Genomic DNA, 25,680 nt, shown 5'->3' with positions numbered 1-25,680 from the left:
CCCCCCTGGGCGCATCATTCGTTCGGTGGCTTGGCGCGAGGCTACCCGGTCGCCCGTTATGCAACCAGACATGACAACGGTCCCTGCGGAATTACGCAGCTATCGTTGACAGTTGAGGGCGCTGTGGGTGAGGATCACCGCACGGAGAGCAAGATCCGACCCGCCTCGGGTGCCGCCTATGGGGGAGCGGCATCCGGGGTGTTTCCGTCCGCCTTGCCCCCGTGGAAGGTCCAGGCACCCATGGCGCAGCCCGTCGTCCTTCTGGGGACCGGCGGCCTGGACGCCGGTGGCGACTTCCCGCTGGCACGCGTAGCGGCGGTCCGCCCGGTGGTCCTGGCCGACCCGGATCCGCCTCGCTGGAGCCGTCCCTATCTGGCCGCGTCCCTCGCGGCCGACCCGGCCCGGGAGACGCAGACGGCCGAGGCGGTGCTGCGGTACGCGGCCGGTGCCCCGGTCGCCGGTGTGCTCACCTGGACCGCGGAGTATCTGGCCACCGCCGCGCGGATCGCCGCGGACCTGCGGTTACCGGGCCTGCCGTACGAGACGGCGGCGGCCTGCGCCGACCCGGCGGCCCTGCGGGCGCTGCTGCGTCGGCACACGGTCCCGACGGCCGAACCCGGGAACCCCGAGAGCACGGAGGGGCCGCTGGTGTCCGCCGAGGCGGTCGTCCTGGACGACGAGGTCCGTATCGTCGCGCTCACCCGTACGACCCCGGGTCCGCCGCCGGCCCGCCGCCCGCTGCGGCACAGCGTCCACGCCCATGACGGGCTGCTGCACAACCGGTTCCTGCGCCAGTGCGTCGAGCGGGCCGTACGCGCCCTGGGGCTCGGCCACGCGGTCGCGCATCTCACCCTGCGGCTGACCGCGCGCGGCCCGCGCGTCCTCGGCGTCGCCCCGCATCTGCCGGGCGACCTGATCCCGCTGCTGGTGGAGCGGGCCACCGGGGTCGACCTGGCGCAGGCCGCCGCCGCGCTGGCCACGGGCGGGGTCCCGGACCTGACCCCGACCCGGCAGCGGGCCGCCGCCGTCCAGTTCGCCTACCCGGCCGCGTCCGGCCGGCTGACCGAGCTGCACCTGGACCCGGCCGCGGGGCACGAACCGGCCGCCGAGCGCATGCTCCTCACCCGGCGGCCCGGCGACCCGGTGACGGCGGCCCCGCACGCGCAGATCACCGACCGGCTCGCCCACTGGGTGGTGACGGGCGAGGACGCCGAGGAGTGCACGGCGACACTGCGCCGCATGGCCCGCCACCTGACCGCCACGGTCACACCGCCGACCGGCACGTACGCGGCCTAGCGGCGACGTCTCGCGGCGGGCGCGGACCGGGGACGGGCACCTCGCGGGAGCGGCCCGGAGACGTACGCCCGCACTTCTGCCGTCGCGCGGCGGGCACGGCCGGGCGGCGGGCCCGGCCCCGGGGACGAGCTCCTCGCGAGCGCGCGCGGGGCGCGGTGCGCTGCGGCCCGCCACGGTCACGCCGGCGACCGGCACATACGGGGCCCCAGCGGCGACGGCTCGCGGCGGGCGCGGACCGGAGACGTACGTCCGCGCTCTGCCCTCGCGCGGCGGGCGCGGACCGGGGACGGGCGCCCGCGCTTCTGCCGTCGCACGGCGGGCACCGCCCCGGGGACGGGCGCCCTGCGGGTGTGCGCGGTGCGCTACGGCCCCGGACACCGCGACCGTGCGCCCACGGCCGCCCCTCGGCCCGCGCCGTGCCGAGGCACGCATGGCGACGCCGCCCCGCATCGCCCGCAACGGTCACACCGGCAACCGGCACATGCGCGGCCTGACGGCAGCGGCTCGCGGCGGGCGCGGCCGGGCGGCGAGCGCGGACCGGGGACGAGCACCTCGCGGGTGTGCGCGGTGCGCTACGGCCCGCCGCGGTGACACCGGCGACCGGCGTACGCGGCCCAGCGGCAGCGGCTCGCGGCGGGCACGGCCCGGGGACGACCGCCTCGCGGGTGTGCGCGGGGTGCTGTGGCTCCGGTCACCGCGGCCGTGTGCCCATGGCCACCCCTCGGGCCGGGCGGGGCGGCCGGTAGGGTAGCGGGGTCGTCATCGCACCCGTACGGGGGGAAGCCGGTGCAATTCCGGTATCGGCCCCTCCCCGAGTTCTCGGCTTCGCTCGGATCTCGAACAGGGACACCCACTCCGCGAGCCGCCCCGAGCGGTGCGCGGGACCGGCCCGGGCGGGTCGTTGACCGGCTCGCGTGCGACGGCGGCCCGCCGCGCACGGCACCGTCGAGATCTACGGAGCCGAGCGGCCCGGGGGGACCCCTGCGCTGCCCGGCTCCCCGCAGGAGAGGCAGTCGCCGACCATGAACGTCCGCCGCAGTGCCGCGGCTCTCGCCGCCGTAGGCGTGCTCGCCGCGGCCGCGCCCGCCACGGCCGCCGACCCGTCCCCGTCCGCCCCGAAGGTGACGGTCCCCTCCGGGCTGTACGGCAAGGGCGACCCGACGTACGACGGTGTGTGGCGCCAGTCGATGACGCTGCTCGCCCAGCGGACGCTCGGCTACCGGCCGGCCGCCGCCGCGGTGGACTGGCTCACCGGGCAGCAGTGCGCGAACGGCTCCTTCGCCGCCTTCCGCGCCGCCCCCGCCAAGGGCTGCGACGACAAGCTCAAGGTCGACAGCAACAGCACGGCCGCCGCGGTCCAGGCGCTGGCCGCGACCGGCGGTCACGGCGGTGCCGTGAGCAAGGCCGTGGACTGGCTGAAGTCCGTGCAGAACAAGGACGGCGGCTGGAGCTACTACCCGGGCGACGGCAGCGACGCCAACTCCACCTCCGTCGTCATCGGCGCGCTGGCCGCCGCCGGCACCGACCCGGCGGACGTCCGCAAGGCCGGCAAGTCCCCCTACGACGCGCTGCCCGCCTGGTCCGTCCCGTGCGACCAGGACGGCGGCGGCGCCCTCGCCTTCCAGCAGGACCCGAAGGGCAAGCTGGCCGCCAATGCGGACGCGACGGCGGCCGGCGTGCTCGGCGCGCTCGGCAAGGGGTTCGTGACGGAGGCCGGCAAGGCCCCTGCGAACGAGAGCTGCGTCAAGGCCGCCCGCCTCACCCGCGCCCAGGTCGCCGACAACGGGGGCGCCTATCTGGCGGCGGCCGTCGCGAAGAGCGGCCATCTGATGTCCGCCCTGGCCGGCGCCAAGGACCAGCCCGACTTCGGCAACACCGCGGACACCGTCGTCGCGCTCGCCGCCGACGGCCGCACCGAGCCGGCGAAGAAGGCGTACGCCTGGCTGGAGAAGAACGCGGGCCCGTGGGCGCGGCAGAGCGGCCCGGCGGCGTACGCGCAGCTGATCCTCGCCGCGCACGCGATCGGCGAGCAGCCGGGCGACTTCAACGGCACCAGCCTGGTCCACTCGCTCAATGAGCTGGGCCCGGCCCCGCGGACGGACTCCGCCGCGCACAAGCCCGCGGCGGAGGAGAAGGACTCGAAGACCGGCGTCTGGTGGACCATCGGCCTCGGCCTCGTCGCGGGTATCGGCATCGGCTTCCTGCTGAGCGCCCGGAAGAAGCGCCAGCCGTGACCGCGGTCCGCCGTGCCGTACCGGTGCTGGTCGCCGCGCTGACGCTGCTGCTCGGCTCCGCCGGGCAGGCGGGCGCGGCCGGCTACCGCTACTGGTCCTTCTGGGAGCGCGCCGGCGGCCACTGGGCGTACGCCACGCAGGGGCCGTCGATGGTCCGGCCGGTCGACGGCGCGGTCCAGGGGTTCCGGTTCGCGGTGAGCGCGGACTCCGCGGACGCGACCCGGCCGCGCGGTACGGCGGACTTCGACACGATCTGCGCGGATACGGCGGTGAAGTCCGGGACGAAGCGGGTGGCACTGGTCCTGGACTTCGGTACGTCAGCGGACGCGCCGTCCGGCGAGACGCCGCCGGGGCGCCGTACGGCGTGTGCGCGGGTGTCGCCGGACGCGACGAGCGCGGATGCGCTGGCCGCTGTGGCCAAGCCGCTGCGGTACGACACCAACGCGCTGTTGTGCGCGATCGCCGGGTATCCGGAGCGGGGGTGCGGCGAGCAGGTCTCGGCGGAGGGGGCTGCGGCGGGGCGGGGCGGGGCGAAGGCCGAGGGTAAGAAGGGCGGTGCGGACGGGGGGTCGGACAGCGGTCCCTCTCTCGGCCTGCCGATCGGTGTGGGCGTGGTCGCTCTGCTGGCGGGGGCGGCGGTGTGGCAGGCACGTCGGCGGCGCGATGACTCCGTGTGAGTGCGGGCCGTCGTGCGGGTGCGGGGCCGTCGTGGCTGAGCGCGCAGTTCCCCGCGCCCCTTACGGAGTTGCCCGCGGCGGCACCGGGCAGGCGCCCTGCGCGTGCGAGAACGACTGCGTCTGCGGGGCCGTCGTGGCCGGTCGCGCAGTTCCCCGCGCCCCTTACGGGGCCGGTCGCGGCGGCACCGGGCAGGCGCCCTGCGCGTGCGGGACGGCATGCGAGTGCGGGGCCGTCGTGGCCGAGCGCGCAGTTCCCCGCGCCCCTTACGGAGTTGCCCGCGGCGGCACCGGGCAGGGGCCCTGCGCGTGCCGGGGCGTCGTGGCCGAGCGGGGCGTTTCCCGCGTCCCTTACGGGGTGGTGCATCCCGGGGCCTGGTGGGTGTGGGCGCTCTCGCTCGGGACCGCGGCCACCCGGACCACCAATCCGCTGCTTCTCGCCCTTCTCATAGCCGCCTCCGCCTATGTCGTGGCGACGCACCGCTCCCCCGCGCCCTGGGCCCGCGCGTACCCCGCGTTCCTCAAGCTCGCCCTCACCGTGCTCCTCGTGCGCGTGCTCTTCGCGGTGGTGCTCGGCTCCCCCATCCCCGGCTCCCACACCCTTCTCACCCTCCCCGAAGTCCCGCTCCCGCACTGGGCGCAGGGCATCCGGCTGGGCGGCAGGGTCACCGCCGAGTCGGTCGTGTTCGCCGCCTACGACGGGCTGAAGCTGGCCGCCCTGCTCATCTGCGTCGGCGCGGCGAACGCCCTCGCCAGCCCCACCCGCCTGCTCAAGTCCCTGCCCGGCGCGCTCTACGAGACGGGCGTCGCCGTGGTCGTCGCCCTCACCTTCGCGCCGCATCTGATCGCCGACGTCCAGCGGCTGCGCGCCGCCCGCAGGCTGCGCGGCCGTCCGGACCGGGGCGTGCGGGGCCTGCTCCAGGTCGGGCTGCCGGTGCTGGAGGGCGCCCTGGAGCGCTCGGTCTCGCTCGCCGCCGCGATGGAGGCCCGCGGCTACGGCCGTACCGCCGAGGTCCCCGCCCCCGTCCGCCGTACGACGGCCGCGCTGACCCTCGGCGGTCTGCTCGGCGTGTGCGCGGGCACGTACGGGCTGCTGACGGCCGAGGGCGGCACGTACGGGCTTCCCCTGACGCTCGCCGGGGTCGTCGCCGCGCTCGCGGGGCTGCGGCTCGGCGGCCGGCGCTCGCTGCGGACCCGGTACCGCCCGGACCGGTGGGGCCCCGGCGCCTGGCTGGTCACGGGCTCGGGCGTCGCGGTGGCCGCGCTGCTGGCGCTCGCCTCGGCCCGTGATCCCGGGGCGCTGCACCCCGGGGTCGTCCCGCTCGTCGCCCCCGCGCTCCCGCTCTGGCCCGCCGCGGCCGTCCTGCTGGCCCTGCTGCCCGCCTTCGTCGTGCCCAAGGAGCACTCGTGATCCGCTTCGAGGATGTCAGCGTGACGTACGAGGGCGCCGGCGAACCGACCGTCAAGGGCGTCGACTTCACGGTGCCCGAGGGTGAGCTGGTGCTGCTCGCCGGTCCTTCCGGGGTCGGCAAGTCGACCGTGCTGGGCGCGGTCAGCGGTCTCGTCCCGCACTTCACCGGCGGCACCCTGCGCGGACGCGTGACGGTGGCCGGCCGGGACACCCGTACCCATCAGCCGAGGGAACTCGCCGACGTGGTCGGCACGGTGGGCCAGGATCCGCTCGCGCACTTCGTGACCGACACCGTGGAGGACGAACTCGCCTACGGCATGGAGTCGCTGGGGCTCGCCCCGGAGGTGATGCGCCGCCGGGTGGAGGAGACCCTGGACCTGCTGGGCCTCGCCGGGCTGCGGCACCGCCCGATCGCCACGCTCTCCGGCGGGCAGCGCCAGCGGGTCGCGATCGGCTCGGTCCTCACCCCGCATCCGCAGGTGCTGGTCCTGGACGAGCCGACCTCGGCGCTCGACCCGGCCGCCGCCGAGGAGGTGCTGGCCGTGCTGCAACGGCTGGTGCACGACCTGGGCACGACGGTCCTGATGGCCGAGCACCGCCTGGAGCGGGTGATCCCGTACGCCGACCGGGTCGTCTTGCTGCCCGCCCCCGGAGCGGCGCCGGTCATCGGCTCCCCGGCCGAGGTGATGGCCGTCTCCCCGGTGTATCCGCCGATGGTGGCGCTCGGCCGGCTGGCCGGCTGGTCCCCGCTGCCGTTGACGGTCCGGGACGCCCGCCGCCGGGCCGGCGCCCTGCGCGAGCGGCTGGCCGCGGCGGCACCGGACGGCCGGGCCGGCGGTCGGGTGCCCGGCGCGCGCCGGCCCGCGGAGCCGCCGGTGCCCGGGGCCGGCCGCCGTGGCTGGTTCCGGCGCCGCCCCGCCCCGCTTCCCGCCCGGCCGGCGGACCCCGGGCCCGGGCGGACCGCCGAGATCCGCTCCCTCTCCGTGCGCCGCGACCGCGTCCAGGCCCTGCGCCACATCGACCTGACCGTCACCCCGGGCGAGACCGTCGCCCTCATGGGCCGCAACGGCGCGGGCAAGTCCACCCTGCTCTCCTCCCTCGTCGGCCTCCTGCCCCCGTCGGCCGGGACGGTCCGGGTCGGCGGTCTGACCCCGCACCGCACCCCGCCCCCCGAGCTGGTCCGCCGGGTCGGCCTCGTCCCCCAGGAACCCCGCGACCTGCTGTACGCGGACACGGTCGCCGCCGAGTGCGCCGCCGCCGACCGGGACGCGGGCGCGGAGCCCGGCACCTGCCGTGCGCTGGTGTCCGAGCTGCTGCCGGGGGTGGCGGACGATACGCATCCCCGGGATCTGTCGGAGGGCCAGTGCCTGGCGCTCGCGCTGGCCGTGGTGCTGGCCGCCCGCCCGCCTCTCCTCCTGCTGGACGAGCCGACCCGCGGCCTCGACTACGCGGCCAAGGCCCGCCTGGCCGGCATCCTGCGCGGCCTGGCGGCCGAGGGACACGCGCTCGTGCTGGCCACGCACGACGTTGAGCTGGCCGCGGAGATCGCGCACCGGGTGGTGCTGCTGGCGGAGGGCGAGGTGATCGCGGACGGGCCGATGGCCGAGATCGTGGTGTCCTCCCCCTCCTTCGCACCGCAGGTGGCGAAGATCCTGGCCCCGCAGCGCTGGCTGACGGTGGCCGAGGTGCGGGAGGCGCTGGCATGAGCCGTCCCGGCACCCGGGTGCGCGCCGTCCGGCTGCGCCCCCGCTCGCTCGCCGCGCTGGCAGCGGCCAGTGCGGTCGGGGTGGTCGCCTTCGGCTGGCCCTTCCTCGCCCCGCCCGGCTCCCAGCTGACCGCGCACGCCCAGGACGCGCCCTGGCTCTTCGCCGGTCTGCTGGTGCTGCTGGTGGCGGTCGTCGCGGCGACGATCTCGGAGTCGGATCTCGGGCCGAAGGCCGTGGCCATGCTGGGCGTGCTGGCCGCGACGGGCGCCGCGCTGCGCCCGATCGGCGCGGGTACGGCGGGCATCGAGCCGATGTTCTTCCTGATGGTGCTCAGCGGTCGGGTGCTCGGGCCGGGCTTCGGGTTCGCCCTCGGCTCGGTGACCATGTTCGCGTCCGCGCTGCTCACGGGCGGGGTCGGGCCGTGGCTGCCGTTCCAGATGCTGTCGATGGGCTGGTTCACCATGGGCGCCGGGCTGCTGCCGGGGGCCGGCCGGCTGCGCGGCCGGCTGGAGCTGGTGCTGCTCGCCGGGTACGGCTTCCTCGCGGCCTTCGCCTACGGGACGCTCATGAATCTGGCCGGCTGGCCCTTCCTGGGCGCCATGGCCTCGAACATCTCCTTCGACGGGGACGCGCCGATCGCCGTGAACCTGGCCCATTTCGTCGCGTACTGCCTGGCCACCTCGCTCGGCTGGGACCTGGGCCGGGCCGTCTGCACGGTCGTGTTGACCCTCGTCCTCGGCCCCGCGGTGCTGCGGGCCCTGCGCCGGGCCACACGGCGGGCCGCTTTCGAGACCGCGGTCACATTCGACGCTCCCCCTGGGTGAGGCACCGGCCGCGGAGGGTGAGCGGAGCGGTGAAGCACCCCACATGACGCACGTCACCTACGAGGCGGAGCCGTAGACCGCCCTGTCCGATTTGTCCGCTCGTGCACCCCTTCTGACCTGCGGATTGCGACCCAGGTCACAGAGGCGACGATTCATGGCGATCCGGCCACAACTAGTAAAAGGGGTCATTGCGGACCGGTTCCGGGCCTGCTTGTCTGGACGACGTCGCCAGGCGCCACGAGCCCACCCGGGCCGCGGCGCCGACGCATACGGCCACAGCACGTGGTCCATCCATGCGAGCGACCCCCATGTCCCCGAGGTAAGAGGTTCTCCGTGTCCGTGTCCTTCATCCGCCGCATCGCTTCCCCGAAGAAGGCCCTCACCACCGCCGCCGTGGCCGTCGCCACCGCCGGTATGGCTCTGACCGCGGCTCCCGCTCACGCCGCCCCCGCCTCCTCCGCCCAGTCGGTCGCGCACCAGATGATCCCGGACGCCGCGCAGTTCAACGCCTTCAGCAAGATCGTCGAGCACGAGAGCGGCTGGAACCCCAGCGCCACCAACAGCTCCTCCGGCGCCTACGGCCTGGTCCAGGCCCTGCCGGGCTCGAAGATGGCGTCCGCCGGCGCCGACTGGAAGACCAACCCGGCCACCCAGATCAAGTGGGGCCTGGACTACATGAACTCCCGCTACGGCAGCCCGGTCAAGGCCTGGAGCTTCTGGCAGGCCAACGGCTGGTACTGAGCCGGTCATCCCTCGGCCGCTCCCGCGCTGAACCAGCGCGCGATCCCGGCCAGCGCGGCCCGGTCCGAACCGAAGTGATCGACCGGGCCCACGTCGAGCACCCGCACCCTCGCCCCCCGCTGGGCGAGGGTGCTCGCGCATGTCCGGGTGTTGCCGATCGGCACGTCGGTGTCGTTGCGCCCCGCGTACAGCCGGACCGGCACCTCGGGCTTCCAGTCGCAGGCGTGCCCGCCCGCGCGCAGCGCCTCCAGCATCCCGCCGGCCGGCTTGCCCAGCTCCCGGTAGAAGCGATCGGTGAGCAGCTGCCGCACGGTCGGCGCGAGCCGGCGCACGATGTCCTCGTCCTTGTGCCGTCCGTCGAAGAGCCGCTCGACCCGCCCGGCGTAGGGCTGCCGGAACACCTCGGCGGGGTCCTTGTAGATCGGGTGCAGCCGGTTCTGGGCGACGAGGAAGTAGGAGAGGTAGAACACTCCGCTGGTGTCGTTGACCCGGCCGTCGGTGAGCGCCCGCTGCTCGGTGCCCTGGATGTCGTACGGCCCGGCCACCGGGGCGACGGCCTTCAGCCGGAATCCGGCGGCGTCCCCGCCCTGCACCGCCTTGGCCAGGGCCATCGCCACCTGGCCGCCTTGTGAGAACCCGGTCACATACAGGTCCCGGGTGAGCGAGCGGCCCAGCAGGCCGGCCGCCGTCCGGGCCGCGTGCAGCATGTCCACGGAGGCGGTCACCGCCGACCGGGTGTCCATGTAGGGGTGCGCCCCCGGCCCTTCGCCGAGCCCCAGGTAGTCGGGGGCGGCCACCGCCCGGCCCGTGGCGGCGAACAGGTACGACTGGGTCCGCGCGTCCTCGCCGACGGAGGGCGCGTAGGCCCGGTTCGCCATGGTGCCGTGCGTGTCGGAGACCAGCCCGAGGCGGTGGCCGCCGCCGGACGGGAGGGTGAGCAGGCCGGTGGCGGTGGTGGGCCGCCCGTGCGGATCCACCGTGCGGTACGTCACCCGGTAGGCGAGGACGCCGTAGCGCAGCGGGGCGGTGCCGATGTGCTGCGCGCGCAGCACCCGGGCGACCTCGGCCCGGCTGTGCGCGGCGACCGGTACGACGGACACGACCTCCCCGCGCTCGCCGGGCGCCGGTGCGTCCTTGCCCGGCACCCCGGGCACCACCCCGGTGACACCGACGAGCGCCAGCGCGCCGAGGGTGAGGGCCGGGCCCTTGCGGATGGGCCGACCGGGCTGCTTTGCCGCCGTCTTTCGCGTGTCCTGTGTCATGACCTGAAAGCTACGGACGCAGGCTTCGCCGGGACATCCGAGAGCCCCCCGGACCTCGGGTGGACTTCTTTCGCGCGGCGGGTGGACTTCTTTCCACCCCCTTTCCCCCTTGTCCGGCCGCCGCCGCGTCCCGCCGCCCGCTGCCCCACGGAGGAACGATGACGACGCCGGAGCCGACGCCACCGGTACGGGGCCCCGCGGCGCGCGGGCTGCGGCTGGTGCCCGTGCTGCTGATCCTGACCGTGGTCAGCGGTCTGATCGACGCGGTCAGCTATCTGGGCCTCGGCCGGGTCTTCACCTCCAACATGACCGGCAACGTGGTTGTCCTGGGCTTCGCGGCGGCCGGCGCCCCCGGCTTCTCGGTGTCGCACACGGCGACGTCCCTCGTCTGCTTCCTGCTGGGCGCGGTGGCCGGAGGCAGGCTGACGGCCCGGCGGGGTGCCCGCCCGCGCCGCACCTGGACCCGGCTGACCCTGGCGGGAGAGGCGGTGCTGGTCGCCGTGTCGGCGGTGGTGGCCTTCGTGCTGGCGGACGACGGGGCCACCGGCGGCACCCGGTACGCGCTGATCGGCATCACCGCCGTCGCGATGGGCATGCGCAACGCGACCGTGCGCAAGCTGAACGTGCCGGATCTGACCACCACGGTGGTCACCAGGACCCTGACCGGACTGGCCGCCGAGTCCCTGCTCGGCGACGGCACCGGCCACCGCTCCCCGCGCCGCCTGGCCGCCGTCCTCGCGATGGCCGGCGGCGCCTGGCTGGGCGGGTGGCTGGTCCTGCACCACGGCCTCGGCATCGCGCTGCTGATCGCCGCGCTGGTCTCGGGGGCGCTGGCGGTGGTGGCGTCGGGACGGGAGTGACCCGGCGCACCCGTGGGGCGGGCCCGGTCAGCCGGCGCTGACCCGGAGTTCCTTCACCCCGTTGATCCACGCCGAGCGCAGCCGGCGCGGATCGCTCTCCAGGCGCAGGTCCGGCATCGCCTCGGCCAGCGCGTTGAAGATCAGGTCGATCTCCAGGACGGCCAGCGACTTGCCGAGGCAGAAGTGCGGACCGCCGCCGCCGAAGCCCAGGTGGGGGTTGGGGTCGCGGGTGATGTCGAAGGCGTCGGGGTCGGCGAAGACCTCGGGGTCGTGGTTGGCGGAGGCGTAGAACAGGCCGACCCGGTCGCCCTTCCTGATCCGCGCGCCCCCCAGCTCGGTGTCCTGTGTCGCCGTGCGCTGGAAGGCGTTGACCGGAGTCGCCCAGCGGACGATCTCCTCGGCCGTGGTCGAGGGCCGCTCACGCTTGAACAGGTCCCACTGGCCGGGGTGGGTGAGGAACGCGTGCATGCCGTGCGTGATGGCGTTGCGTGTGGTCTCGTTGCCCGCCACGGCCAGCATCAGCACGAAGAAGCCGAACTCGTCGGAGTTCAGGTTGCCCTCGTCCTCGGCCGCCACCAGCGTCGTCACGATGTCCCGCGCCGGGCACCGCTTCCGCTCGGCGGCCATGTTCATCGCGTAGGCGATGATCTCGACGGCCGACTGGGCGCCGACCTCCTCGGTGATGGCGTACTCGGGGTCGTCGTAGGCGATCATCTTGTTCGACCAGTCGAAGATCTTGGAACGGTCCTCCTGCGGGACGCCGATCAGCTCGGCGATGGCCTGGAGCGGCAGTTCGCAGGCGACCTCGGTGACGAAGTCGAAGGGCCCCGAGCGGGCGCGGGCGGCGGTGACGATCGACTGGGCCCTGGCGCGCAGCCGCTCCTCCAGCGCGCGGATGGAGCGTGGCGTGAACCCGCGCTGCACTATCTGCCGCACCCGCGTATGTTCCGGGGGATCCATGTTGAGCAGGATGAACCGTTGCGCGTCGATGGCATCGCGCTGGATGTGCTCGTTGAAGCGGATGATCGCGGTGTTGAGGTAGGAGGAGAAGAGCTCCGGGTGCGTGGACACGTACTTCACGTCGGCATGCCGGGTCACGGCCCAGTAGCCGGAGTCGGCGAAGCCCGCGAGGCCGTGCGGCTGCGGGATCCAGCGGACCGGCTCGGCACGGCGCAGCTCGGCGAACTCCGGGAAGGGCACACGGTGGTGCAGCAGGTCGGGATCGGTGAGGTCGAACCCGTCGGGCAGCGCTGGACAGGGCATCGGCGTCTCCGTGCGTCTGACGGTCCATCAGCGAGTGCCGAGAACGTAGTAACGGGTTCTAGAAGTAGCAAGAGGCGTGACACAGCCAATCCGTGCGGAAGTCGAGCAGATCGCGCCCTCGGCACCTGCAAGACCCTTGCGGTGATGGACATCACGTCAGCAGACTGCTGGGCAGAACTAGAACGCGTACTAGTTCTGGAGGAGAGCCCTCTCGGAGAGGACCCGCACCCATGGCCGCCGAACCCGTGATCGTCGAAGCCGTCCGCACCCCGATCGGCAAGCGCGGCGGCGCGCTCGCCAATCTGCACCCCGCCTATCTGCTGGGCGAGACCTACCGTGAACTCCTGGGCCGTACCGGCATCCCCGCCGACGCGGTCGAGCAGATCGTCGGCGGCACGGTGACACACGCCGGCGAGCAGTCCATGAACCCCGCGCGCACGGCCTGGCTGACCATGGGACTGCCGTACGAGACGGCGGCCACCACGGTCGACTGTCAGTGCGGCTCCTCGCAGCAGGCCTCGCACATGGTGGCCAACATGGTCGCCGCCGGCGTGATCGACGTCGGCATCAGCTGCGGTGTCGAGGCGATGTCCCGGGTCCCGCTGGGCTCCGGCTCCAAGCACGGCCCCGGCAAGCCGTTCCCCGACGAGTGGAACGTCGACCTGCCCAACCAGTTCGAGGCGGCCGAGCGCATCGCCCGGCACCGGGGTCTGACGCGGGCGGACGTCGACGGCCTGGGGCTGCTCTCCCAGGAGCGGGCCGCGCTCGCCTGGGCGGAGGAACGCTTCAAGCGGGAGACGTTCGCCGTGCAGGTCCCGACGACCGAGGAGGAGCAGTACGCCGGGCAGGGCATGTGGCGCCTCGTGGACAAGGACGAGGGTCTGCGCGACACGTCCCCGGAGGCGCTGGCGGGCCTGAAGCCGGTGATGCCGAAGGCGGTGCACACGGCCGGGAACTCGTCGCAGATCTCCGACGGCGCGGCGGCCATCATGTGGGCCTCGAAGCGGATGGCGCGTGCGCTGAAGCTGAAGCCGAGGGCCAGGATCGTCGCCCAGGCGCTGGTCGGCGCCGACCCGCACTTCCATCTGGACGGCCCGATCGACGCGACGCGCGCGGTGCTGGGCAAGGCGGGCATGTCCTTGAAGGACATCGACCTCGTGGAGATCAACGAGGCTTTCGCGTCAGTGGTGTTGAGCTGGGCTCAGGTCTTCGAGCAGGACCTGGCGAAGGTCAACGTCAACGGCGGGGCGATCGCCATGGGCCACCCGGTGGGAGCGACGGGCGCCCGCCTGATCACCACCGCCCTGCACGAACTGGAGCGCGCCGACAAGGAGTTCGCGCTCGTCACGATGTGCGCGGGCGGTGGGCTGGCGACCGGAACGATCATTCAGCGGCTGTAGCCGACGTCCAGGAGACGAAGGCGGAGAACGCGGCGGGGTCGACCGTGAGGATCGGTCCCGCCGGGGTCTTGGAGTCGCGGATGGCGAGGGTGGCGGTGGGGGTTTCGGCGATCTCTATGCAGTCACCGCCTTGGTCGCCGCTGTACGAGGACTTTCGCCAGGCGAGACCGCCGAGGGGGGCGCACTCGACACACGAGCCGCCCTGGTCGCCGCTGTAGCTCGACTTACGCCACTTGCTCTCCATAGCGGTCCTCCATCACCCGTCGGATCAGATCCGCCGAGTCTTTGATCGAGAGCGCGGCGGCTCGCAGATGATCGTAACGGAGCGAGCAGTCCTTGACGGTGTCCGGGTTCGCGCTCGGATGCCCACTGCTGTAGCCCTCGGTGTACACGATGGGCGGGTCACCGGCGAAGCGGTAGACGTTGAACGAGCCTTGCAGTCCCGCGTGTTCACCGGCCGAGTACGGCAAGACCTGTACGTTGATCCGGGGATCGTCCTCGAACGTCAACAGGTGGGTGAGTTGTTCGCGCATGACGTCGGAGCCGCCGATCTCCTGGTTCAGCGCAGCCTCGCTGAGAACCATCCAGAAGACCGGCGGATCGCCCTTCTCGAAGATGCGCTGGCGAGCGAGCCGAGCAGCGGCGCGGTCCCCAAGCTTGTCCTGATCCAGCACTCCGAGCACGGCGCACACATAGGACGGGGACTGGAGCAATCCATGGACCATGTGGGTCTGAAACGTACAGATCTCCACCGCCCTAGCCTCCAGCTCAGCCACCTGCTGGAACCACGCCGGGAGCTGACTGCGCATCACCAGCGGCACGAGTCGTGTCAGTAACCCACCCGTCCCGAGCGCCGCGTCCACGCGCTCGCTGAACTCGGGCGTCGGCAACTTACGGGCCGTCTCCACTTGGCCGACGAGCGACCCCGTGTAATTGACGATGTCCCCCAACTGCCGCTGCGTCAGCCCCGCCGCCTCCCGGTGCCGCCGCAGCTCGAACCCGTAGTAGTCGAGCGGTGAGGCGCCCGGGTCGAGGGTGTTGATGTTCACCATGACAAGTCCCCTCCCGGACCCGTTGTGTTCATCTCATAGCCCAGCGTAGTGACGCCAGGTCAGCCTCGTCCTGTGAACCTCAACTTTCCCCACACCCCCCAGTACCGCATGCAGCTCACCGCCGGCGACCACTCCGTCCGCCACATCCGCCGTATCGTCCGCTCGCTGCTGCACGAGTGGCAGCTGCCGGCGCTGGCCTTCGCCGTGGAGCTGGGCGTGAGCGAGCTGGTCACCAACGTCGTACGGCACGTGCCCGACCGCCGCTGCACACTCGTGGTGACGCGGCAGACGGCCGGTGTGCGGGCCGAGGTCAGCGACGGGCACGCCCCGCTCCCCCGCCTGGAGACCGAGGTCGATCAGGACTCGGAGCGGGGGCGGGGGCTGGCGCTGCTCGACGCCGTGGTCGACAAGTGGGGGGTGTCACCGGGCCCCGGCGGCGGGAAGACGGTCTGGTTCGAGTGCGGGACGGGCTGAGGCCGCGGCGGCCACGGCGGCGCGGGGGCCCTGGAGCAGGTAGGACAGGCCGAACCCGGCGGACACCACCGCCGCGCCGCCGACCGCGTCCAGCACCCAGTGGTTGCCGGTCGCGACGATCGCGGACACGGTGAACAGCGGGTGCAGCAGGCCCAGCGCCTTCATCCACCACTTCGGCGCGATCACCGCGATGACGACACCGCACCACAGGGACCAGCCGAAGTGCAGCGAGGGCATCGCCGCGTACTGGTTGGTGAGGGCGGTCAGGGTGCCGTAGTCCGGCTTGGAGAAGTCCTGGACGCCGTGCACGGTGTCGATCATCCCGAGGGCGGGCATCAGGCGCGGCGGGGCGAGCGGGAAGAGCCAGAAGCCGACCAGGGCGAGCAGGGTGGCGAAGCCGAGGGAGACGCGGGCCCAGCGGTAGTCGGCCGGGCGGCGCCAGTAGAGGACGGCGAGGACGGTCAGCGGGACGACGAAGTGGAAGGACTCGTAGTAGAAGTCGAAGAAGTTCCGCAGCCAGCCGATCTTCACCACGGCGTGGTTGACCGCATGCTCGATGTCGATGTGCAGGAAGCGTTCGAGGTCGAGGACCAGCTGCCCGTGGTGCTCGGCCGTCGCCCGGCCCCCGGAGTTGGTGCCGCCGGTCGCGGCGAGGCGGACCTGCTGGTAGGCCGCGTAGGTGACGCGGATGAGGAGCAGCTCCAGCAGCAGGTTGGGGCGGGTGAGGACGCGGCGCAGGAAGGGCAGCAGCGGGACGCGGCGGAAGCGGGCCGGGGCCTGCGGGGCGTACTCGGCCGGGACCGGTGTCCGGTAGTGCGGCGAGGTCCGGGACAGGAAGGGGACGGCCGTGGCGGCGGCCAGCGCGGCGAGCAGCACGAGGTTGTCCCGCAGCGGGTACACCACCGGCATGTTCGGCAGCATCATCGCCGCCGGGAGGGTGGTCACGAGGATCACCGCGACCGGCCAGACGTAGCGGTCCGAGGTCCGTTTGCCGGCCCGGCCGACCACCGCGAGCAGCAGCCACAGCAGCTGGTGCTGCCAGGTGGTGGGCGAGACGGCGACGGCCGCGCAGCCGGTGACGGCGACCGCGAGCAGGAGCTGGCCGTCGCGGGCGTAGCGCACCGCGCGGCGCAGGGCGAGCGCGGCGACGGCGGCGCCCAGGGCGAGGAAGAGGGCGATCTCCAGCGGGCCGGTGCAGCCGAGGCGCAGCAGGGCGCCGTGCAGGGACTGGTTGGCGAGGGCGTCGGCCTGGCCGCCGAGGCCCGCGCCGCCCAGGTGGTGCACCCAGTAGGTGTGCGAGTCGTGCGGGAGGGCCGCCCAGGCGAGCGCGGTGGAGACGGCGAAGGTGCCGGCCGCGGTGAGCGCGGCCCGGCGGCGGCCGGTGAACCACAGCAGCGGGACGAAGAGCAGCACGGTCGGCTGGAGGGCGGCGGCCAGCCCTGTGCACAGGCCGCTCGCCCGCTCCCCGCGCACGGTGAAGCAGCCGAGCAGGACCAGCAGCACCGGGATGATGCTGGTCTGGCCGAGCCACAGGGCGTTGCGCACCGGCAGCGACAGCATGAGGAGGCTGATGGCGACCGGGGTGGCCAGCAGGGAGGTGCGCCGGCTGACCGGCTCGGGCAGCGCGCGGGCGGCGATCACGCCGAGGGCGACGACCAGGAGCAGGGTGCCGAAGGTCCAGCCCCAGCCGAGGGCGTCCTCAGCGGCGCGGGTGAGGGGTCTGAGGACGAGGCCGCTGAACGGGGTTCCGGTGAACCGGGTCGAGTCGTAGATCGAGCCCTTCACATGCAGGACGCCCTCGGGGCCGACCCAGGTCTCCAGGTCGGTGAGGCGCTCCCCGCTCGGGGTGGTCAGGACGACGGCCATCTGCCGTACGGCGAGTATGGCCGCCACCGCCCACAGGGCGAGCCGGGTGGCGCGCAGCCGCGCCCCGACCTCGGTTCCGAAAGCCTCTGCCGGTCCTCCGCCGTGCTCCACGTTCGCCACGCCTCGTGTGCCTCCCGCCCCATTCATCCCGGCTGCCCCGGTGCGCCAGGTTCCTTCTGCGCTCCTACGAGGCTCGCAGACCCCCGGGAGAGGGACGCAGGCAACCCCCATTTCACCTGACATCCGTCTCGATGTGTTCGGGCGACGACAGCCCCGGCGCCCCGCGGTTCCGCCTCCTGGGGGCGACAAGGATCACACTGACCTGGCCGAATACCGCCGGGCGAGGGGGCAGACGTACCTGCGTAGGCATGCTTTCACTGCACAGCGCAGCGAGGTGCATACACCGCGTAAGGGGCACAAGTCCCTCTATGGTCACTTTTCGGCCCGCCGCACGTCATCGCCGACGTCCGGGCCGCGTCCCTGTCCCCGTCGAGAGGTAGGCGAGCCCCGTTTTGGCGACCGTCGCAGCAGTCACCCCGCTCCCGAAGACCCCGCGGGCCGCCGAGGCCCCCGCCGACGTCACCGTCACCGACCCCGCGCTGGTCAAGCGCGCCGTGAAAGCGGCGGCGCTCGGCAACGCGATGGAATGGTTCGACTTCGGTGTCTACAGCTACATCGCGGTCACTCTGGGCAAGGTCTTCTTCCCGTCCGGCAACCCGACCGCCCAGCTGCTGTCGACGTTCGGCGCCTTCGCCGCGGCCTTCCTGGTCCGCCCGCTGGGCGGCATGGTCTTCGGCCCGCTGGGCGACCGCGTGGGCCGCCAGAAGGTCCTCGCCCTCACCATGATCATGATGGCGGCGGGCACGTTCGCGATCGGCCTGATCCCGTCGTACGCCGCGATCGGCGTCGGGGCGCCGATCCTGCTGCTGGCGGCCCGCCTGGTGCAGGGCTTCTCCACCGGCGGCGAGTACGCGGGCGCGTCCACGTTCATCGCCGAGTACGCGCCCGACAAGAAGCGCGGCTTCTTCGGCAGCTGGCTGGAGTTCGGCACGCTCGCCGGCTACATCGGCGGCGCGGGCCTGGTGACGGTGATGACGGCCGTCCTCTCCACGGACGACCTGCTCTCCTGGGGCTGGCGCGTCCCGTTCCTGATCGCCGGTCCGATGGGCATCATCGGCCTCTACCTGCGGATGCGCCTGGAGGAGACCCCGGCGTTCGCCGCCGAGGTCGAGAAGGCGGAGGCCGCCCGGCCGAAGGTGCCGCTGCGCGAGATGATCACGGGGCAGTGGAAGGCGCTGCTGCTGTGCATGGGCCTGGTGCTGGTCTTCAACGTCACCGACTACATGCTGCTGTCGTACATGCCGAGCTACCTCACCAGTGAGCTGAAGTACGACGAGACGCACGGTCTGCTGGTCGTGCTCGCCGTCATGGCCCTGATGATGATCGTCCAGCCGTTCGCCGGCGCGCTGACCGACCGGATCGGCCGCCGCCCGGTGATCGCCGCGGGCTGTGCCGGCTTCCTGTTCCTGTCCGTCCCCGCGCTGCTGCTGATCCGCCAGGGCAGCCTGCTGGCGGTGGGGCTCGGCATGGGCGCGCTGGGCATGCTGCTGGTCTGCTTCACGGCGGCCATGCCGGCCGCGCTGCCCGCGCTCTTCCCGACCCGGGTGCGCTACGGCTCCCTGTCCATCGGCTTCAACGTCTCCGTGTCGCTGTTCGGCGGCACGACCCCGCTGGTCGTGACGGCGCTGATCGGGGCGACGGGCAACATGATGATGCCCGCGTACTACATGATGGGCGCGGCCGTCGTGGGCGGTGTCGCGGTGTGGCTGATGTCGGAGTCGGCGGGCAAGCCGCTTCCGGGCTCCGCACCGGCGGTGGAGGGCCGCTAGGCGCGATGGCCTTGCCGGCCGGGGGGCCGGCCCAGCGCCGCAGGGGTGCGCGGAACGTGCCGGCCGCGGGTTCGCCGTGGCTGACCGCACTGTTCCCCGCGCCCCTTCAGCGCTTTCACGCGGTGGAACCGATCGGGTGCCGGGGCCGTCTGTCGGCCTGTGACACGTGCCCGGACACTCGCTGTCGTACTCGCCCTGCTCGGCGTGCAGCTCGGCTGACTGATGGCCCCGGCCTACGCCTGCGGCTGCGGCGCCATGGTGCCCGACGCCTCGGGCCGGATCTCCGTCTCGGACGAGCGGTCGGTGCTCCGCTGGGACGGCCGGCAGGAGCAGATCGTGATGCGGCTGACGGTCGCCGGTGACGCCGAGCACGCCGCCTGGATCATGCCGGTCCCGCACCGCGCCGCCGTCCGCCTCGGCGACCCCGCCCTCTTCGACCAGCTGGCCGGGGCCACCGCCCCGGTCCACCGCACCCGGTACCACTTCTGGCCGCAGGAGGGCGAGTGGCCCTTCGACGGCCACGACACGGCCGCCGGCGCCCCGCTCCCCGGCTCCGGCACCACCGGCGTCGGCGTCGTCGGCCGCCAGCGGCTCGGCCCCTTCGACGTGGCCCGGCTGACCGCCACCGACCCGGCGGCCCTCCAGGACTGGCTGCACGACCACGGCTTCTCGCTGCCCTCCCGGCTGAGGACCGCCCTGGAGCCGTACGTCGACCGGCACTGGGAGTACGTCGCCGTCCGCCTCGCCCCGGACACCCGCGACACCCCGCTGCACGGCGCCCTCGACCCGCTGCACCTCACCTTCGCCGCCGGCCGCCCGGTCTACCCGATGCGGCTGTCCCGGCTGGCCGCCACCCCGCAGTCGCTCGGCCTGTACGTCCTCGCCGCGCACCGCATGGAGACGAGCGGGACCATCGGCGGCCCCCGGCCCGAGGTGGCGTTCGCCGGCCGGCTGGACGCACCGGGCGGCGCCCTCGGAAAGCTGGCCGCCGGCACCCCGTACCTGACCGCGCTCACCCAGTCCTTCCCCGACCCCGCCCGTATCTCCGGCGACCACGAGCTGCGCCGGGCCGCCGCTGACACGCCGGTCCGGCAGGTGGTCCACGACGACGAGCTGCGCCGGATCGCCGGCATCCCGGCCTGGTCGCTGACGGTCGGCGGCGCCCTGGCGGCCGTCGTCGCGGTCGGCGCCCTGATCGCCGTACGGCTCTCGCGGCGGCCGATCAGTCCGAAGGATGTCTCCCCTTCCGCGCCGCTCGGCTGAGATCATCGGAACGGGGCACGACAGACACTCGGGAAAGGCAGCAGGCGCTATGAGCGGGTCGCAGCAGGTCTGGGACGATGTCGACGACTACTTCATCCGCACTCTCTCACCGGACGACGAGGCGCTGAGGGCGGCCCTGCGCGACAGCGAGGCCGCCGGGCTGCCCGCCATCGCCGTCACGGCCGCGCAGGGCAAGTTCCTGCAACTGCTCGCCGAGTTGCAGGGCGCCCAGCACATCCTGGAGATCGGCACGCTCGGCGGGTACAGCACGATCTGGATGGCGCGGGCCCTGCCCGACGACGGCCGGCTGATCTCGCTGGAGTACAGCGCCAAGCACGCCGACGTGGCCGTCCGGAACATCGCCCGCGCGGGCCTCGACCGGATCGTGGAGGTGCGGGTCGGCCCGGCCCTGGAATCGCTGCCCAAGCTCGCCGACGAGAACCCGGCCCCCTTCGACCTGGTCTTCATCGACGCGGACAAGGCCAACAACGTGCACTACGTGGAGTGGGCGCTGCGGCTCACCCGGGCGGGCAGCCTGATCGTCGTGGACAACGTGGTGCGCGGCGGCCAGGTGACCGACGCGAGCAGCAGCGACCCGGGCGTGGTCGGCAGCCGCGGCGCCATCGAGCTGATCGCCGCCCACCCCCGGCTGAGCGGTACGGCGCTCCAGACGGTGGGCGGCAAGGGCTACGACGGCTTCGCGCTGGCCCGGGTGCTCGGCTGAGCCCCCGCCGGGCCTCACACCTCGTGGTAGAAGCCGACGTTGACGCTGCGCGGCGCGGTGCGCTCCTGGACGACGATCTCGCCGGACCCGCCGTACGGCAGCGGTACCGTCCCGCCGTACTCGACGGACCGCGCGTGCGGCCCGTGGGCGAGCCGGACCTCGGACGCCGGGTCGGGCTGGGAGCCGCGCAGCCAGGTCACCTGCCAGGTGCCGTCCGGTCCGCACAGGAACTCCAGGTGGACCCGGGAGACGAACAGCCAGTCCTCGGGGGTGACCAGCCGGCACACCGCCGTGTCGCGGCCGACCCGCAGCACGGCGCCGGGCTCGCTGGGCGCCTCGGCCATCGTCATGCCGGCCGTGGCACCCGCGTCCTCCCCGGAGAGGGTGGCCATGGTGAGTTCGAGCACGAGCGCTCCCCCTGAAACGTCCTTGTGCGGTGGGCGGGTCGCGGCGGGCGAAGGTGCCGTACCGCCGCCGCATGATAAAACGCCCGGCCGGGTCGCGTCCGGCACAATGGGTTCATGACCGAGCGAAAGCCACCCGGTCTGCCGTTCGAGTCCTGGGTGGACCGGCAGATCCGGGACGCGCAGCGGCGCGGGGAGTTCGACGGGCTGACGGGGACGGGGGCGCCGCTGCCCGCCGACCTCGACTCCGCGTACGACGAACTGTGGTGGATCAAGCGGAAGATGGCGCGCGAGGGCCTCGCCCTGCTGCCGCCCGCGCTGGCGCTGCGCAAGGAGGCGGAGGACGCCCTGGAGGCGGCGTGCGCGGCGCCCTCGGAGCGGATCGCCCGGAAGATCATCGAGGATGTCAACGTCCGGATCCGGGACATGATGTTCAAGCCGCCGCCGGGTCCCCCGCTGGGGAAGAAGCCGTACGACGTGGACGAGGTCGTGGCCGAGCGGCGGCGGCGCCGGTCCGCCGCCGAGGGGGACGCGCCGGGGCCGGTCCGCTAGGCGTCCGGGTCAGTCCTCCAGCAGCCGCGCGGCCAGCCGCCGGTAGTCGCGCAGGGCGAGCCGCAGCCGCTCGGTGTCCGCGCCGGCGTCCTCCCAGGACGCCCGCAGCATCCGGCGGCGCTGGGCCAGGGCCTCGCCGAACCGTACGGCGATCTCCGCCAGCGTCAGGTCGGCCTGCTCCACGACCTGCCGGGGGCCTTCCTCGAAGCCCTCGGCCAGCTCCCGCAGCCGCCGCTCCCAGCGCGCGGCGTCCTCCCGGGCCAGCAGCGGCGCACCCGGGGCCGGCCCCGGGGCGCCCGGCCAGGCGTCCGAGCCCGGCGAGTCGCTGGAGCCCGCCTCGCGCAGGGTGGCCTCGCCGGGGGACGGCACGCCGAGCCCGTCGTCGGGCATCCGGCCGTCCTCCACGGCCGCCGACCACTCCGCGCGGTGACTGCCGGTGAACCCTTCGTCCACGGCGGTGCCGGCGGTGCCCAGATCCTCCGTGCCGGGACGCAGCCCTTCCGTGCCGTGCTCCTCGTCGCCGGACGCGCTCGTCCTGTCCTGCATGGTGCTCAGCTCTCCTTCGTCGGCCCCACCCGGCGGCGTTCCCGCAGGTCATCGTGGTGCCCGACCCGGCCCCAGCGGGCCGGTCCCCCTCGGGTGACCCGGTATCCGGCCGCACAAACGACCCCCACCGCACCCGGGGCCGCGTATATCCGGTTGCACCGGGCCCGGTCGTGCTCCGGACAATGGCCGGCATGACGTGGACGATCACCCCGGAGCCGTACGACTCCCCGGCCGCCGCCGAGCTGTGGCGGGCGTACTACACGGAGGTCAGCGACCGCTGGTACCTGCTGCACGAGGGCCGCCGCACCGACCCGGAGGAGCTGGAGCGGGAGATCGCGGCCCACAGCGGATCCGACCTCGCGCCGCCGGGCGGCCGGCTGCTCGTCGGGCGGTACGCGGACCGGCCGTGCGGCTCGGCGGGCATCCGGCTGCTGGATGCGGACACCGCCGAGCTGACCCGGGTGTTCGTGCTGCCGCGGGCGCGCGGCACGAACGGCGGCGCGCTGCTCGTCGCCGCCGCCGAGCTGCACGCCCGCATGCTGGGCGCCCGGCGGGTCATCCTGGACACCCGTGACGACCTGGTCGAGGCCCGCGCCCTGTACGCCCGCCTCGGCTACACGGAGACCGGCCCGCACAACACCGATCCGTACGCCGAGCACTGGTTCCGCAAGGAGCTGGGGACGGGGGCCGAGCCGGACGCGGCGGACCTCGTCAGCTGAACCTGGGGGCCTGGCCCGTGCCCTGCGGGCGCTCGCGTTCGGCGCCGCACAGTTCGCCGGTCAGCTCCCGGACCAGCTGGGTCAGATCGGCCGGGCGGCCGGGCCGCCACCAGTCGCCGAGCAGCTCGGCCAGGGACTCCTCGCGGGCCTTGGCCAGCCGGTCGGCGACCTCGCGGCCGGTGTCGGTCAGCACGAGGTCCAGTCCCTGGCGCTCGACCAGCCGCCGTTCCTCGATCTGGCGCTCGGCGTCCATGATCGTCTGGAGCGGTACGGCGCCGTGCTCGGCCAGCGCCGCCGGTTCGAGGGAGCCGTAGCGGCGGATGCGCAGCAGCATCCAGCCGGCCGCGGGCAGCAGGTCGTACCCGGCGCGCTCGATGATCTTCCGGTAGACCTCCCGGCGGCCCTCCCGGGTGCCCAGCACGGACAGGGCCCGGCACACCTCGTCGTAGGAGGAGCGCTCGACCGGGTTGGGCGGGATGGTCTCGGAGGCGTCCGGCGCGGTGACCGAGCCGCGCAGCCGGTCCTCCTTGAGGAACCAGGCCAGCAGGAAGCCGAGGAGGGCGACGGGCGCGGCGTACAGGAAGACGTCGGTGATGGCGGACGCGTACGCGTGCAGGGCGGCCGGGCGCAGCGCGGGCGGCAGGGCGGCGATGCCCCGCGGGTCGGACTTCAGCGCGTCGGCGGAGGCGCCGGGCGGCAGGCGTACGCCGCGCAGGGCGTCGGCGAGTTTGCCGGCGAGGCGGCTCGCGAAGACCGTGCCGAAGACGGCCACGCCGAAGGAGGCGCCGATGGAGCGGAAGAAGGTGGCGCCGGAGGTGGCGACGCCGAGATCCTCGTAGGAGACGGCGTTCTGCACGATGAGGATCAGGACCTGCATGACCAGGCCGAGTCCGAGACCGAAGACGAAGAAGTAGACGCTCATCTCGGCGGTCGTGCTGTGCTCGTCGAGCCGGTGCAGGAGCAGCAGGCCCACGGTGGTGACGGCGGTGCCGGTGACCGGGAACACCTTCCAGCGGCCGGTGCGGCTGACGATCTGCCCGGAGACCGTGGACGACAGCAGCAGCCCGGCCACCATCGGGAGCATGTGCACCCCGGACAGGGTCGGCGAGATGCCGTGCACGACCTGGAGGAAGGTCGGCAGATAGGTCATCGCGCCGAACATGGCGAAGCCGACGATGAAGCTGATGACCGCGGACAGGGTGAAGGTGCGGATGCCGAACAGGTTGAGCGGCAGCACGGGTTCGGCGGCCCGCCGCTCGACGGCGACGAAGGCCGCGGCCAGCAGGACGCCCAGCACGGCGAGCCCGATGGTCTGCGCCGAGTCCCAGGCCCAGGTCGTACCGCCGAGGGAGGCGACGAGGACCAGGCAGATGGCGACGGCGGCGATCAGGAACGTGCCCAGGTAGTCGATGACATGGCGCTCGGCGCGGCGCGGGATGCGCAGCGCGGCGGCGATCACGGCGAGCGCGATCACGCCCAGGGGCAGATTGACGTAGAACACCCAGCGCCAGCTGAGGTGCTCGGTGAACACGCCGCCGAGCAGCGGTCCGAGCACGCTGGTGGCGCCGAACACGGCACCGAAGAGGCCCTGGTAGCGCCCGCGTTCGCGGGGTGGCACGAGGTCGCCGACGATCGCCATGGACAGCACGATCAGGCCGCCGCCGCCCAGGCCCTGGAGCGCGCGGAAGCCGATCAGCTGGGGCATGTTCTGCGCCATTCCGCACAGCGCGGAGCCGACGAGGAAGATCACGATGGCGGTCTGGAACAGCCGCTTGCGGCCGTACTGGTCGCCGAGCTTGCCCCACAGCGGGGTGGCGGCGGTCGAGGCCAGCAGGTAGGCGGTGACCACCCAGGAGAGGTGGTCGAGGCCGCCGAGATCGCTGACGATCGTCGGCAGCGCGGTCGCCACGATGGTCTGGTCGAGGGCGGCGAGCAGCAGCCCGAGCAGCAGGGCGCCGATCGGGACCAGCACGCCCCCCGGAACGTGCTCGGCGCCCTTCGCGTCCCGCGCCGTACCGTGCGTGTCCAGGGCCATGGAGACCTCCCGGGGCTCGGATGCACCTCCTCCATCGTGATCGGTGTCACCGCCCACGGCCTGTCGAGCCGGGCCCGGCCCCCCGGAACACCCCGGAGAGGAAGCAGCACGGAGCCCCGTCCCGGCGCCCCGGGAGACCTCGGAGAGGAGGTGCGCGGAGCCCGTCCCGGCGCCCCGGAAGACCCCGAGAGGAGGTGCGCGGAGCCCGTCCTGGTCCGCGTCCCTGAACAACGCGGGCCGACACCAGCCGACGCGCAGCCGGACGGCGCCGTCCGCCACGGCCTCGACACACACCCGCGCCAGGCCCCGCACCAGCACGCCGGGCCCCCCACCGGCCGAGTTCTGCCCGCCGATGCCCGCGAAAAGCACCGGCCCGCCCCGGGGGACGCGGGCGTCAGCCGATGTGCAGCCGGATCGTGCCGTCCGCCACGGCCTCGACACACACCCGCGCCAGGCCCCGCACCAGCACGCCGGGCCCCCCACCG

Annotated in this window: 23 protein-coding genes; 15 read left to right on the top strand and 8 right to left on the bottom strand. The window is 73.7% G+C overall.

The features are described 5' to 3' along the window. Nucleotides 1-240 precede the first annotated feature (240 nt). The 7 genes from ACF073_RS14175 (at nucleotide 241) to ACF073_RS14145 (ending at nucleotide 8,886) form a co-directional block, all read left to right on the top strand. Nucleotides 241-1,296 carry a hypothetical protein gene (locus tag ACF073_RS14175; RefSeq protein ID WP_392069638.1) on the top strand — a complete coding sequence of 352 codons (1,056 nt, stop codon included), beginning with the start codon at nucleotides 241-243 and terminating at the stop codon, nucleotides 1,294-1,296. 1,022 nt (nucleotides 1,297-2,318) lie between these two features. Beyond that, entirely contained in the window at nucleotides 2,319-3,530 is a 1,212-nt protein-coding gene (locus ACF073_RS14170; protein WP_392069997.1) for a prenyltransferase/squalene oxidase repeat-containing protein, read from the top strand. Continuing rightward, complete coding sequence (locus ACF073_RS14165; protein ID WP_392069637.1) at nucleotides 3,527-4,207, top strand: SCO2322 family protein; 681 nt, start codon at nucleotides 3,527-3,529, stop codon at nucleotides 4,205-4,207. Before ACF073_RS14170 ends, ACF073_RS14165 begins: the two co-directional genes overlap by 4 nt. A gap of 319 nt (nucleotides 4,208-4,526) precedes the next feature. Next, nucleotides 4,527-5,615: an energy-coupling factor transporter transmembrane component T gene (locus tag ACF073_RS14160; protein WP_392069636.1), complete on the top strand. Its 1,089-nt coding sequence runs from the start codon at nucleotides 4,527-4,529 to the stop codon at nucleotides 5,613-5,615. Beyond that, on the top strand, nucleotides 5,612-7,321 hold the full coding sequence (locus tag ACF073_RS14155; protein WP_392069635.1) for an ABC transporter ATP-binding protein: 1,710 nt from the start codon (nucleotides 5,612-5,614) through the stop codon (nucleotides 7,319-7,321). Before ACF073_RS14160 ends, ACF073_RS14155 begins: the two co-directional genes overlap by 4 nt. Continuing rightward, nucleotides 7,318-8,145: an ECF transporter S component gene (locus ACF073_RS14150; RefSeq protein ID WP_392069634.1), complete on the top strand. Its 828-nt coding sequence runs from the start codon at nucleotides 7,318-7,320 to the stop codon at nucleotides 8,143-8,145. Before ACF073_RS14155 ends, ACF073_RS14150 begins: the two co-directional genes overlap by 4 nt. 333 nt (nucleotides 8,146-8,478) lie before the next feature. Beyond that, on the top strand, nucleotides 8,479-8,886 hold the full coding sequence (locus tag ACF073_RS14145) for a transglycosylase SLT domain-containing protein (RefSeq protein WP_392069633.1): 408 nt from the start codon (nucleotides 8,479-8,481) through the stop codon (nucleotides 8,884-8,886). Between the two features lie 5 nt (nucleotides 8,887-8,891). Here the strand turns inward: ACF073_RS14145 and ACF073_RS14140 are convergent, their stop codons facing one another. Then, a complete protein-coding gene (locus ACF073_RS14140; RefSeq protein WP_392069632.1) occupies nucleotides 8,892-10,148 on the bottom strand; it encodes an alpha/beta hydrolase in 1,257 nt (418 codons plus the stop codon). A 158-nt stretch (nucleotides 10,149-10,306) separates the two neighbouring features. Here ACF073_RS14140 and ACF073_RS14135 point away from each other — a divergent pair, with 158 nt between their 5' ends. Then, entirely contained in the window at nucleotides 10,307-11,008 is a 702-nt protein-coding gene (locus ACF073_RS14135) for a YoaK family protein (RefSeq protein WP_392069631.1), read from the top strand. A gap of 27 nt (nucleotides 11,009-11,035) precedes the next feature. Here the strand turns inward: ACF073_RS14135 and ACF073_RS14130 are convergent, their stop codons facing one another. Continuing rightward, complete coding sequence (locus ACF073_RS14130) at nucleotides 11,036-12,271, bottom strand: cytochrome P450 (RefSeq protein ID WP_392069629.1); 1,236 nt, start codon at nucleotides 12,269-12,271, stop codon at nucleotides 11,036-11,038. Between the two features lie 230 nt (nucleotides 12,272-12,501). Between ACF073_RS14130 and ACF073_RS14125 the strand changes: the two genes are divergently transcribed. After that, nucleotides 12,502-13,671: a steroid 3-ketoacyl-CoA thiolase gene (locus ACF073_RS14125; protein WP_392069627.1), complete on the top strand. Its 1,170-nt coding sequence runs from the start codon at nucleotides 12,502-12,504 to the stop codon at nucleotides 13,669-13,671. Here the strand turns inward: ACF073_RS14125 and ACF073_RS14120 are convergent. Then, entirely contained in the window at nucleotides 13,655-13,915 is a 261-nt protein-coding gene (locus ACF073_RS14120; protein WP_392069625.1) for a DUF397 domain-containing protein, read from the bottom strand. The genes ACF073_RS14125 and ACF073_RS14120 overlap by 17 nt on opposite strands. Beyond that, nucleotides 13,896-14,723 (bottom strand): helix-turn-helix domain-containing protein, encoded by an 828-nt coding sequence (locus ACF073_RS14115; RefSeq protein ID WP_392069623.1) that lies wholly within the window; start codon nucleotides 14,721-14,723, stop codon nucleotides 13,896-13,898. Before ACF073_RS14115 ends, ACF073_RS14120 begins: the two co-directional genes overlap by 20 nt. Nucleotides 14,724-14,831: 108 nt before the next feature. On the opposite strand from ACF073_RS14115, the gene ACF073_RS14110 reads away from it, so the two are divergent. Continuing rightward, on the top strand, nucleotides 14,832-15,197 hold the full coding sequence (locus tag ACF073_RS14110; RefSeq protein WP_392069995.1) for an ATP-binding protein: 366 nt from the start codon (nucleotides 14,832-14,834) through the stop codon (nucleotides 15,195-15,197). Here the strand turns inward: ACF073_RS14110 and ACF073_RS14105 are convergent. After that, nucleotides 15,144-17,183 carry a bifunctional glycosyltransferase 87/phosphatase PAP2 family protein gene (locus ACF073_RS14105; RefSeq protein ID WP_392069621.1) on the bottom strand — a complete coding sequence of 680 codons (2,040 nt, stop codon included), beginning with the start codon at nucleotides 17,181-17,183 and terminating at the stop codon, nucleotides 15,144-15,146. The genes ACF073_RS14110 and ACF073_RS14105 overlap by 54 nt on opposite strands. Before the next feature lie 392 nt (nucleotides 17,184-17,575). On the opposite strand from ACF073_RS14105, the gene proP reads away from it, so the two are divergent. The 3 genes from proP (at nucleotide 17,576) to ACF073_RS14090 (ending at nucleotide 20,939) form a co-directional block, all read left to right on the top strand. Further along, a complete protein-coding gene (gene proP / locus ACF073_RS14100) occupies nucleotides 17,576-18,952 on the top strand; it encodes a glycine betaine/L-proline transporter ProP (RefSeq protein ID WP_392069619.1) in 1,377 nt (458 codons plus the stop codon). A 222-nt stretch (nucleotides 18,953-19,174) separates the two neighbouring features. Then, nucleotides 19,175-20,215, top strand: coding sequence for a DUF2330 domain-containing protein (locus ACF073_RS14095; RefSeq protein ID WP_392069617.1), 1,041 nt, complete (start codon nucleotides 19,175-19,177; stop codon nucleotides 20,213-20,215). Between the two features lie 49 nt (nucleotides 20,216-20,264). Further along, nucleotides 20,265-20,939, top strand: a complete 675-nt coding sequence (locus ACF073_RS14090) for an O-methyltransferase (RefSeq protein ID WP_392069615.1) — start codon at nucleotides 20,265-20,267, stop codon at nucleotides 20,937-20,939. Between the two features lie 14 nt (nucleotides 20,940-20,953). Here the strand turns inward: ACF073_RS14090 and ACF073_RS14085 are convergent, their stop codons facing one another. After that, entirely contained in the window at nucleotides 20,954-21,346 is a 393-nt protein-coding gene (locus ACF073_RS14085; protein WP_392069613.1) for a hypothetical protein, read from the bottom strand. Nucleotides 21,347-21,460: 114 nt separating this feature from the next. On the opposite strand from ACF073_RS14085, the gene ACF073_RS14080 reads away from it, so the two are divergent. Further along, nucleotides 21,461-21,895 carry a DUF1992 domain-containing protein gene (locus ACF073_RS14080; protein WP_392069611.1) on the top strand — a complete coding sequence of 145 codons (435 nt, stop codon included), beginning with the start codon at nucleotides 21,461-21,463 and terminating at the stop codon, nucleotides 21,893-21,895. A 9-nt stretch (nucleotides 21,896-21,904) separates the two neighbouring features. Here ACF073_RS14080 and ACF073_RS14075 read toward each other — a convergent pair whose 3' ends face one another. Then, complete coding sequence (locus ACF073_RS14075) at nucleotides 21,905-22,441, bottom strand: hypothetical protein (RefSeq protein ID WP_392069609.1); 537 nt, start codon at nucleotides 22,439-22,441, stop codon at nucleotides 21,905-21,907. Nucleotides 22,442-22,623: 182 nt separating this feature from the next. Here ACF073_RS14075 and ACF073_RS14070 point away from each other — a divergent pair, with 182 nt between their 5' ends. Then, a complete protein-coding gene (locus ACF073_RS14070; protein WP_392069607.1) occupies nucleotides 22,624-23,160 on the top strand; it encodes a GNAT family N-acetyltransferase in 537 nt (178 codons plus the stop codon). Here the strand turns inward: ACF073_RS14070 and ACF073_RS14065 are convergent. Then, nucleotides 23,153-25,195 carry a DHA2 family efflux MFS transporter permease subunit gene (locus tag ACF073_RS14065; protein ID WP_392069605.1) on the bottom strand — a complete coding sequence of 681 codons (2,043 nt, stop codon included), beginning with the start codon at nucleotides 25,193-25,195 and terminating at the stop codon, nucleotides 23,153-23,155. The genes ACF073_RS14070 and ACF073_RS14065 overlap by 8 nt on opposite strands. Between the last annotated feature and the right edge of the window lie 485 nt (nucleotides 25,196-25,680).

It is taken from the genome of Streptomyces sp. NPDC015171 (assembly GCF_043079545.1).
In the GTDB taxonomy this organism is placed as follows: Bacteria; Actinomycetota; Actinomycetes; order Streptomycetales; family Streptomycetaceae; genus Streptomyces.
The sequence above is the reverse complement of the archived record's forward strand: the minus strand, read 5'-3'. Positions and strand labels throughout refer to the sequence as shown.